Annotated in this window: 10 protein-coding genes, 1 tRNA gene and 2 other RNA genes; 1 reads left to right on the top strand and 12 read right to left on the bottom strand. The window is 56.9% G+C overall.

Annotated features, from left to right (window positions below; genetic code table 11):
* The 6 genes from C4885_RS16805 to C4885_RS14270 all read right to left on the bottom strand — a co-directional run.
* Window positions 1–259 (bottom strand): hypothetical protein (locus C4885_RS16805; protein ID WP_207657600.1); only part of this gene is annotated, 259 nt, incomplete at its 3' end.
* A 97-nt stretch (window positions 260–356) separates the two neighbouring features.
* Window positions 357–692 carry a nitrous oxide-stimulated promoter family protein gene (locus C4885_RS14290; RefSeq protein WP_114000978.1) on the bottom strand — a complete coding sequence of 112 codons (336 nt, stop codon included), beginning with the start codon at window positions 690–692 and terminating at the stop codon, window positions 357–359.
* A gap of 401 nt (window positions 693–1,093) precedes the next feature.
* On the bottom strand, window positions 1,094–1,735 hold the full coding sequence (locus tag C4885_RS14285; protein WP_114000977.1) for a class I SAM-dependent methyltransferase: 642 nt from the start codon (window positions 1,733–1,735) through the stop codon (window positions 1,094–1,096).
* 225 nt (window positions 1,736–1,960) lie between these two features.
* Entirely contained in the window at window positions 1,961–2,242 is a 282-nt protein-coding gene (locus tag C4885_RS14280; RefSeq protein ID WP_114000976.1) for a DUF1294 domain-containing protein, read from the bottom strand.
* 44 nt (window positions 2,243–2,286) lie between these two features.
* Complete coding sequence (locus tag C4885_RS14275; protein WP_114000975.1) at window positions 2,287–2,979, bottom strand: carboxylesterase; 693 nt, start codon at window positions 2,977–2,979, stop codon at window positions 2,287–2,289.
* Window positions 2,980–3,104: 125 nt separating this feature from the next.
* A tRNA-Tyr gene (locus C4885_RS14270) sits at window positions 3,105–3,189 on the bottom strand.
* A gap of 262 nt (window positions 3,190–3,451) precedes the next feature.
* On the opposite strand from C4885_RS14270, the gene C4885_RS16555 reads away from it, so the two are divergent.
* The gene (locus C4885_RS16555) at window positions 3,452–3,595 is read left to right on the top strand and encodes a hypothetical protein (RefSeq protein ID WP_158538916.1); all 144 of its coding nucleotides are present in this window, start codon (window positions 3,452–3,454) and stop codon (window positions 3,593–3,595) included.
* 282 nt (window positions 3,596–3,877) lie between these two features.
* On the opposite strand, the gene ssrA is transcribed toward C4885_RS16555, so the two are convergent.
* The 6 genes from ssrA to ffs all read right to left on the bottom strand — a co-directional run bounded on the left by ssrA (window position 3,878) and on the right by ffs (window position 7,822).
* Window positions 3,878–4,230: a transfer-messenger RNA gene (gene ssrA / locus C4885_RS14265) on the bottom strand.
* 62 nt (window positions 4,231–4,292) lie between these two features.
* Window positions 4,293–4,760 carry an SsrA-binding protein SmpB gene (gene smpB / locus C4885_RS14260; RefSeq protein WP_114000974.1) on the bottom strand — a complete coding sequence of 156 codons (468 nt, stop codon included), beginning with the start codon at window positions 4,758–4,760 and terminating at the stop codon, window positions 4,293–4,295.
* A gap of 109 nt (window positions 4,761–4,869) precedes the next feature.
* Window positions 4,870–5,463: a recombination mediator RecR gene (gene recR / locus C4885_RS14255; protein WP_114000973.1), complete on the bottom strand. Its 594-nt coding sequence runs from the start codon at window positions 5,461–5,463 to the stop codon at window positions 4,870–4,872.
* A gap of 14 nt (window positions 5,464–5,477) precedes the next feature.
* Entirely contained in the window at window positions 5,478–5,819 is a 342-nt protein-coding gene (locus C4885_RS14250; protein WP_114000972.1) for a YbaB/EbfC family nucleoid-associated protein, read from the bottom strand.
* An 84-nt stretch (window positions 5,820–5,903) separates the two neighbouring features.
* The gene (gene dnaX / locus C4885_RS14245) at window positions 5,904–7,634 is read right to left on the bottom strand and encodes a DNA polymerase III subunit gamma/tau (protein ID WP_114000971.1); all 1,731 of its coding nucleotides are present in this window, start codon (window positions 7,632–7,634) and stop codon (window positions 5,904–5,906) included.
* Window positions 7,635–7,723: 89 nt separating this feature from the next.
* An RNA gene (ffs, locus tag C4885_RS14240) (signal recognition particle sRNA small type) lies at window positions 7,724–7,822 on the bottom strand.
* Window positions 7,823–8,009 lie beyond the last annotated feature (187 nt).

Here is an 8,009-nt window from a genome sequence, read left to right as displayed (position 1 = left end):
TTATCGAGCATTTTGGCAACGCAGATGCCGTGCCGCAGCCGTCGGAGCGGTGCTTAAGCCGTAAGGCGGGAATTGTGCGGTGTTGCTTTAACGCATATCCCACCCGTAGGGGCACACATTGTGCGCCCACGGTCGTGCGGGGAATGATGTGGTAATATATCCGGCAAAGCCCGTCATTTGGGACGATGCAAGCATCGTCCCCTACAAACCATTTTTCGGTTTGCGGCAAAAATTTCACGTTTCTTTGCGGGTGAATCATATTCGCCCCCTACAGCGTTTTTTGACTTTCACCACACAAAAGCGCGCACAGCGTCTGGTTCATCCAGCGCTGTGCGCGTTTTGCTAACTCCTAACTCCTAACTCTTCTTCGCCTTCATCGTTTCCTTCATATGCCGGACGGCCAGCACGGGGTGGACGAACAGCATGCGGGGGCCGCTCCAGCGCATAACGGTGCGGATCTGCTCACGCATTTCGGGCTTGTAGCAGTGTACTTTGCAGGCGGAGCAAAAGGTTTTGGTTTCCATAAAGGGGCAGCGTTCAATGCGCTGCAAGGCGTAATCATGCAGGGCCTGGCACTGCGGGCACAGGCTGCCTTTCGCCGTATGGTGGTTTTTGCGGCAGTACAGGGCGATCATCTCGCTGACCAGCAACTTTTCGCCGTCCCACTTTTCTGCAACCGTCTGTTTTGCCATCAGCTCACCCTCCTGCTCTCAACAGAATGGCGGCGGGGTCAAATGAAAGCAGTTTTTTGTTGATCATGGTATCATCCTTTAAGGCAACACCGCACAATTCCCGCCTGACGGCTTAAGCACCGCTCCGGCGGCTGCGGCACGGTATCTGCGTTGCCAAAATGCTCGATAATGTCGGATTGCGGTACCCGCATCGTGCTTCGGGGGCAAAAGCCCCTCACACTCTGCGACCGCTGCCCCTGCTTCGGTTCGCTGTTTCCGCCACTGGCGGCGCTCACCTTTGCAGCATCCAGTATTATCTGCGCTTTTGGCTTAGCATCTGCCGCACCTCGCTCGCCGTATCGGCACTTAGAACTATGCGGTATTGCCTTTAATTATATCGTCCTGTTCTGGGGTGGATTGCTTCAGCGCTGTGTCACGCGCGTTTTGTCCGGCACAGCGCGGGCATAGCACAGCGGGGCCAGGGTATCCCCCAGCAGGGCATGTTCCTGCACGGCAAAGCCGCCCGCCTGCAAAAATGCCAGGTATTGCGGCACCATCCAGCTGTTATAGATTTGCAGCCCCGCGCACCGCATGGCAAGCATGCGCAGCCGGGTGCGGGGTACCTCGCCATGCACAAAGGTTGGGGCAAACAGCTGGCCGCCGGGCTTGAGAACCCGGTAAATTTCTGCCAGAGCCTTTTCCGGCCGGGGCATAATGTGCAGGGCGTTGGCGATCAGCACCGCATCAAAGGTTTCGTCCGCATAGGGCAGGCTGGTGGCATCCTGCACCGAAAAGTGCAGCCCCGCCCCGCGGGGTTTCAGCTTTGCCTGGGCGATCATTTTGGGCGAAAAATCCGTAGCCTCCCAGTCCCGCACCAGGCGGGAAAGCCGGAAGCTGAGCTGGCCGGACCCGCAGGCCAGTTCCAGCACGTTCATTTCCGGCGTCAGGTGCGGCTGCATCTGCTGCACAATGGCAGCATACAGCGGCTCGCTGCTTTGCATCAGCGGGCCATAGCAGCTGGCCCACCGCTGCCAGAATTGCTTGTTATCGGTTTGTTTTGACATTGAGCTTTTTTGCACTTCCTTGGTCAGCAAATGTTAGATTCGACTAACATTTGCTTCATAAAAACGGCGGTGCGTTGCCGAACCGTCGCAATTTTTTCTGGGGAACGCCTTGTTTGTTTTGATCAGGCGCCATTAGTTTATCATAGCTAACCCAAAAAGTCAAATGCTCTGCCGGGGTCCCGGTGCTGCGGCACCGTTATTGCTCCGGCAGGGCGTTCCGATTGTTCAAACCAGGCCGCTGTTCCCTGCCAGCCACACCCCAGCGGCCAGCTGTGCGGCCAGAATCAGCGGCATACCCACCACAAAATACCAGTGCCTGGTTTTGTGGTGGAACAGATACATGCCCGCCCATGCCCCGGCGCTGCCGCCCAGCAGGGCTGCGCCAAACAGTGCGGCTTCCGGCACGCGCCACTGGTGCCGCTTGGCTCGGCGTTTGTCCTCCGCCATCATCAGCAGCGCCGCCGCGTTGATAATAACCAGGTACCCCGCCAACATTGTAATGGCCATGGTCTTTCCTCTCTCTTTCTCATGGTTCAAGCCTTGAGCGGCTCTTACCGGTGTGCCCGCTCCCAGGTTTGCATGGCATCTAGCTGAGCCGGGGTGTGGAACCAATGCTCGCCCGGTTCGTATACCGTCAGTTCCGCATGGTGTTTTTGGGCGAACGTCGTCACCGTGTCCCGGCTTGTCATGGTGTCCTGCCCGGCGTACAGGATTGCTGTGGGGATCTGCCAGCCATCCAGCGGGTGTTGGCGCACCCAACACAGGTACCGCCACGAAAGGGTCTGCCCAAATTCTGTGGTGATCTCACCTTTTTCGCAAAGCTGCTCCGGCGTTACTTTTGCCCACTGCATCATATCACAGATCAGCCGCTCCATATCCACAATCGGCGAAACAAACAGCGCTTTTTCAATCGTTGCCCCGGCAAAAGCCAGCATGGAAAAATAGGCCCCGATGCTGTTGGCCCGCAGCCGAATCCTCTGCCAGTGCTGCTGCAGATAGGCCAGCACCGTTTGCAGCTCCGGCACCACCTGCCAGGGAGTAAAGTCAGTTTCCCCCGTGCGGTCTCCATGTTCCGGCAGGTCAATGCCCAGCACCTGCCAGCCGGTTGGGGCGGCAAGCGCCGCAAATGCTGCGGCTTCCGTTTTATTACCGCCCTGGCCATGCACGAACAACCAGATGTTGGGGGCCGGTTCGCCGTACAGTACAGCCGGAATTGTGCCAATTTTTAATTCTTGAGTGCACATTTGTGGTTTTCCTCTTTATGTGTTGAACAACACTGTAAAAAACATTTGAAAAAAGGGGCTGATGAGCTCGTCATTTTTTAGCGATACAACAAAAAAAGCTGTGACACATTTTTGCCACAGCTTTTTGGTGGGAGCTGGTGGATTCGAACCACCGAAGCATTAAGCAGCAGATTTACAGTCTGTCCCCATTGGCCACTCGGGAAAGCTCCCATATTCATTTGTGCCTCTGCCTTAACAGCGCTTGATTATTATAGCAGGATAAGATGGAAAAAGCAAGCCCTATTTCAAAAATATTTTTGTAAACGGCGGAACGGGAAACGGACGGCTGCGGTGGCAAGTGCCTTGCAACCTGAGAAAAACAATGCTACACCGAAAGAAACAGTCTGAGATACAGGGAGATCACCGCCCAGAGTATTCAGCGCATGCAAATTCTGCACCGTGGTTCTTTCATGCCCATTTTTAGGAGAACGCAATGAAGAAGCTGCTTGTTTTGATGCTGGCCATGCTGACCGCAGTGACCAGCCCGGAACAGTTCAAGGTGAATTACATCTGCCCGCGCCAGTACCGGCTGTGTTTTTACACGGACGTTTTGCCCAGCGTGGAAATTGTGCCGTAATGGCCGCGCCAACATTTGTTGAAACCACGATGCACACGCACCGTGGTTTTTTATGCCTGTCCTGTATGAGGGGCAGGCGGGCTGTTCGCAGGGCATTCAAACACCGGGCAAACCACTGGTATAATGAGAGTGATTCCACCGAGGATGACGAACGCACGGCATCCGCGTTCCTCATCGGCCATCGGGCTGGTACTGCGGTACTGCCCCCCTGTTCGACTCCTCAGCAGCTCACGGAGCAGCAAAATAAAAACACCCGCCGGGGTACGGCGGGTGCTTTTATTTTGGTGGAGCTGACGGGAGTCGAACCCGTGTCCGAAAAGAAAGCGGTTAGAGTATCTCCGGGCGCAGTGCATTTATTAAAATTCCCGCAGTGCGAGCGAGTGCACACGCTTGACACATTGGTAGCTTCATAAATTCATGACAGGCGGCAAAGCTTAGGCCCGTGCACGTTCAGTACCTAATCGACGCCCTGACCCTGTGCGGTACTAAAACAGGCAGGACGGTCGTGCCTAATTAGGCAGCGACGGCAACAGTATAATCGTTGTCAGTTAATTTTGTTTGGCACTTTTATCGTGGTGCACCGCCACGGCCCGCTGCTCACGCCTCTCTCTCCCCGTCGAAACCATTACAGCCCCATATAAGCGCTATGCGGCAGAACCACACAGCGTGGGAAAACAAAAGTGTGTGCGCGAAAAAATTATCTTCTTGTTTTGATTGCGCGGTCAATATCGCGCTTGGCGTCCCGTGCGGCGGCATCAGCACGCTTATCGTACAGCTTTTTGCCTTTGCACAGGCCCAGTTCCACTTTTACACGCCCCTGCTTGAAATACAGTTGGAGCGGCACCAGTGTGTACCCCTGCAGCTTGATCTGCTGCTGCAAATGGCGAATCTCGCTTTTATGCGCCAGCAGGCGGCGGGGGCGGCGGGGATCTTTATTAAAGATATTCCCCTGCTCATATGGGCTGATGTGCATGCCTTTCAGGATGATCTCACCATCATCAATATCTGCCCAGGAATCCTTCAAGTTGACCCCGCCGGCACGCAGGCTTTTGACCTCGGTGCCGACCAGTTCAACGCCGGTTTCCAGCGCTTCGATGACAAAATACTCGTGGTGCGCTTCACGGTTTTGGGCAATCACCTTTTTGCCGGGCTTTTCCTGTGCCATCAAGCGCACCTCCTTTCAAAGCCGTTATCCCCTGCAGCACGCAAGTCCATTCCGCTAAGGGGTATACAGTATAACGCAGTAAAATCGTTTTGTCAAGCCAAATCGGGCGTCACATTTCGCCGCGGCCTTCCATAGCGCGGTACAAAGTGGTTTCATCAGCGTATTCCAGGCTGGAACCAACCGGCAAGCCATAGGCAAGGCGGGTGGTTTTGATGCCCAGGGGCTTGATGAGCTTGGCCAGGTACATGGCGGTCGCCTCGCCTTCCACCGTAGGGCTGGTGGCCATGATGACTTCCTTTACGGTGCCGTCCAGGCGGGCCAGCAACTCCTTTACGCAAAGCTGATCCGCGCCGATGCCGTCCATGGGGGAAATCAAGCCATGCAGCACATGGTACAGGCCGTTGAACTCATGGGTGCGCTCAATGGCTTTTACATCCCGCGGGGATTCCACCACGCAGATCACGGAGCGGTCCCGTTTGGGGGAAGCGCAGATGCTGCACACCTCGTTGGCGGTATAATCCTGGCAAAGGCGGCAGCGGTGCAGCTTGACCTTGGCGTTTTCAATCGCCTTGGCCAGCTCCATGGCCTGCTCATTGCTCATGGACATTACCTCATAGGCCATGCGCACGGCACCCTTGCGGCCAATGCCGGGGAACCGGGCAAACTGGTCCGCAAGGTTTTCAAGGGGTTCGGCGTTCTGCATGCAGCGGCCCCCGATCAGCCCAGGCCGGGGATATTCATGCCGCCGGTCATTTTAGCCATTTCTTCGTCAGAATCCTTATCCACTGCGGCAACCGCGCTGTTGACAGCTGCAGCGATCAGGTCTTCCAGCATTTCCAGATCATCCGGGTCTACGGCTTCGGGCTTGATCTTGATGGCGGTCACTTCGTGCTTACCGGTCATGGTAACGGTAACCATCTCGCCGCTGGCTGTGCCAGTGTATTCACGGGCTTCCAGCTCGTCCTGCTTTGCGCGGATCTCATCCTGCATTTTCTGAACCTGACGCATCATTGCCTGCGGGTCGGGGCGGCCATAGCCTTTGGGAAGTCTTGCTTTCATAGGTAATTCTCCTTATTATCCATATTGTTATCACCCGGCGCTGCCGCCGGGCGGCACACCGCAACACTGCGGTTGACAGCAACATTATTTATCTTCTACCACTACATCCACGCCAAGGTCTTTCATCTGGCGCAGGGTCTCTTCCACATCGGCCGCGGGGGCGTTGGATACAGCTGCAGCGGTTTTTTCATACGGGCCGATGCCGCATTTGATGTGGGTGACCTGGTAGATATATTGTTTGATGTTTTTGCTGGTTTCTTTGCTGCGGCGCATAAAATCGCGAAAATCATCACTGCACTCGATCAGCACGCGGCGGCCATCGTAATAAGCCTGGGTTCCGCGCAGGTAAGAGTTCAGCATGGGGTCGTTTTCCGCAATCAGCTCCAGCACCGCCTGCCACTGGGGGAACAGCTGCGGCTCTTTGGCCACGGTGCGCACCGGTTTGGGGATGGGCACATCCGCCGCGTACACCGGCTGCTGAGCCGGGGTGGGTTGCTGCACCGCCGGGGCGGCGGGGGCAAGCTCCGGCTCAAAGGGCGGGGTCTCCCCTGCTATGGGTGCGCTGAACGGCGGCTGTTCCACGGTAGGCGGAACCGGCTGGGCTGCCACAGGCGGCACGGGGGCCGATGCCATTTGCACCGGGGGCACCTGCTGCGGGACGGCGGCAAAGGGGGCCGGACTGGCTGCTGTAACCACCGGACGGGCGGGCACGGCGGCAGGCAGCGCAACAGGCACCGCTTCCGGCTGGGTGAGCGAGAAAACCGCCAGTTCCAGCTCAATGCGCTGGTCCGTACCGCGGGCCATCTTTTCCAGCGCGGCGCCAAACGCATTGACGGCGCGTACCGCTTCCGTCTGGGGGAAATCTTTCCGCGCAGCGTAGGCAGCTTCCTCTTCGGGGGAAGTTCCCGTCAGCAGGTCGGTGCCGCCGGGCAGGGCGCTGAGCATCAAATTGCGGTAATGCCCGGCCAGCTCCATACAAAGGCGGCGCATATCCACGCTTTGCTGGCGCAGGGCGGCAATCTCCTGCAAAGCTTTCACAGCGTCCCGCGCGGCAATGGCATCACTGATCTCAAACAGATATTTGCGGTCCGTCACGCCCGCCATGCGGCGCACCAGCGCTTCATCCACAGTGTTGGAAACACCGGCGCAGGTATCCAGGATAGACAGTGCATCACGCATGGCGCCATCGGCCAGGCGGCCGATCAGCTCGGCGGCGTTATGGTCCAGCTCAATGCTTTCCTGCCCGGCCACATATTCCAGCCGACCGGCAATTTTATCCGCCGTAATGCGCTGGAAGTCATAGCGCTGGCAGCGGCTGAGGATAGTAGCCGGAACCTTTTGCACTTCCGTTGTGGCAAGGATAAAGATCACATGCTCCGGCGGTTCCTCCATGGTTTTCAGCAGGGCATTGAACGCCGAGGTAGACAGCATGTGCACCTCGTCGATGATATATACCTTATACTTGCACACGGCAGGCAGATAGGCGGTTTCATCGCGCAGGTCACGGATGTCATCCACGCTGTTGTTGGAGGCGGCATCAATTTCCGATACATCCAGAATGGTACCCTCATCAATGCCTTTGCAGACAGCACATTCACCGCAGGGGTCCGGGCTGGTGGTATCCAGGCAGTTGACCGCTTTGGCAAAAATTTTGGCGCAGGTGGTTTTGCCGGTGCCGCGGGTGCCGGTAAACAGGTAGGCATGGCCAATGCGCCCGGCGGCGATCTGGTTTTGCAGGGCCGTTACGATGGCTTCCTGGCCAACAACATCCGCAAACTTGCGCGGACGCCACTTACGGTACAGCGCACGGTACAATGCAACCCCCCCCTGTAAAATATTTTGCGGCATAGAAAAAGGGACAAGGCCCGCGCGGGGTGTGCCCCGCGGCTGCGCTGCTTTGCATACGAATGCGGACTGACCGCAGCACCAGGAGACCACCGCTTAATGCTGCTCGGTTCCCCGCCTGACATGGTTCACAGGGCTCCTGCGCACGGGGCCCACATCCGTATGCAAAACAGCGCAATATACAGCCCTGTCCGCTTTAAATATTATACTATACCGTTTGGCAAATTGCAAGTAGCGGTTGGGGGCTGGGGCAGAAAGTTTTTGTTAAGGCAACACCGCACAATTCCCGCCTGACGGCTTAAGCACCGCTCCGGCGGCTGCGGCACGGCATCTGCGTTGCCAAAA

This window comes from Subdoligranulum sp. APC924/74, assembly GCF_003324125.1.
In the GTDB taxonomy this organism is placed as follows: domain Bacteria; phylum Bacillota; class Clostridia; order Oscillospirales; family Ruminococcaceae; genus Gemmiger; species Gemmiger qucibialis.
This window is presented reverse-complemented; position numbering and strand designations above follow the sequence as displayed.

Excerpts from the sequence above, each read along its gene's own strand:
- C4885_RS14285 (WP_114000977.1), bottom strand. The coding sequence starts at position 1,735 with ATGTCAAAACAAACCGATAACAAGCAATTCTGGCAGCGGTGGGCCAGC.
- C4885_RS14275 (WP_114000975.1), bottom strand. The coding sequence starts at position 2,979 with ATGTGCACTCAAGAATTAAAAATTGGCACAATTCCGGCTGTACTGTAC.
- C4885_RS16555 (WP_158538916.1), top strand. The coding sequence starts at position 3,452 with ATGAAGAAGCTGCTTGTTTTGATGCTGGCCATGCTGACCGCAGTGACC.
- C4885_RS14290 (WP_114000978.1), bottom strand. The coding sequence starts at position 692 with ATGGCAAAACAGACGGTTGCAGAAAAGTGGGACGGCGAAAAGTTGCTG.
- recR (WP_114000973.1), bottom strand. The coding sequence starts at position 5,463 with ATGCAGAACGCCGAACCCCTTGAAAACCTTGCGGACCAGTTTGCCCGG.
- smpB (WP_114000974.1), bottom strand. The coding sequence starts at position 4,760 with ATGGCACAGGAAAAGCCCGGCAAAAAGGTGATTGCCCAAAACCGTGAA.
- C4885_RS14250 (WP_114000972.1), bottom strand. The coding sequence starts at position 5,819 with ATGAAAGCAAGACTTCCCAAAGGCTATGGCCGCCCCGACCCGCAGGCA.
- C4885_RS14280 (WP_114000976.1), bottom strand. The coding sequence starts at position 2,242 with ATGGCCATTACAATGTTGGCGGGGTACCTGGTTATTATCAACGCGGCG.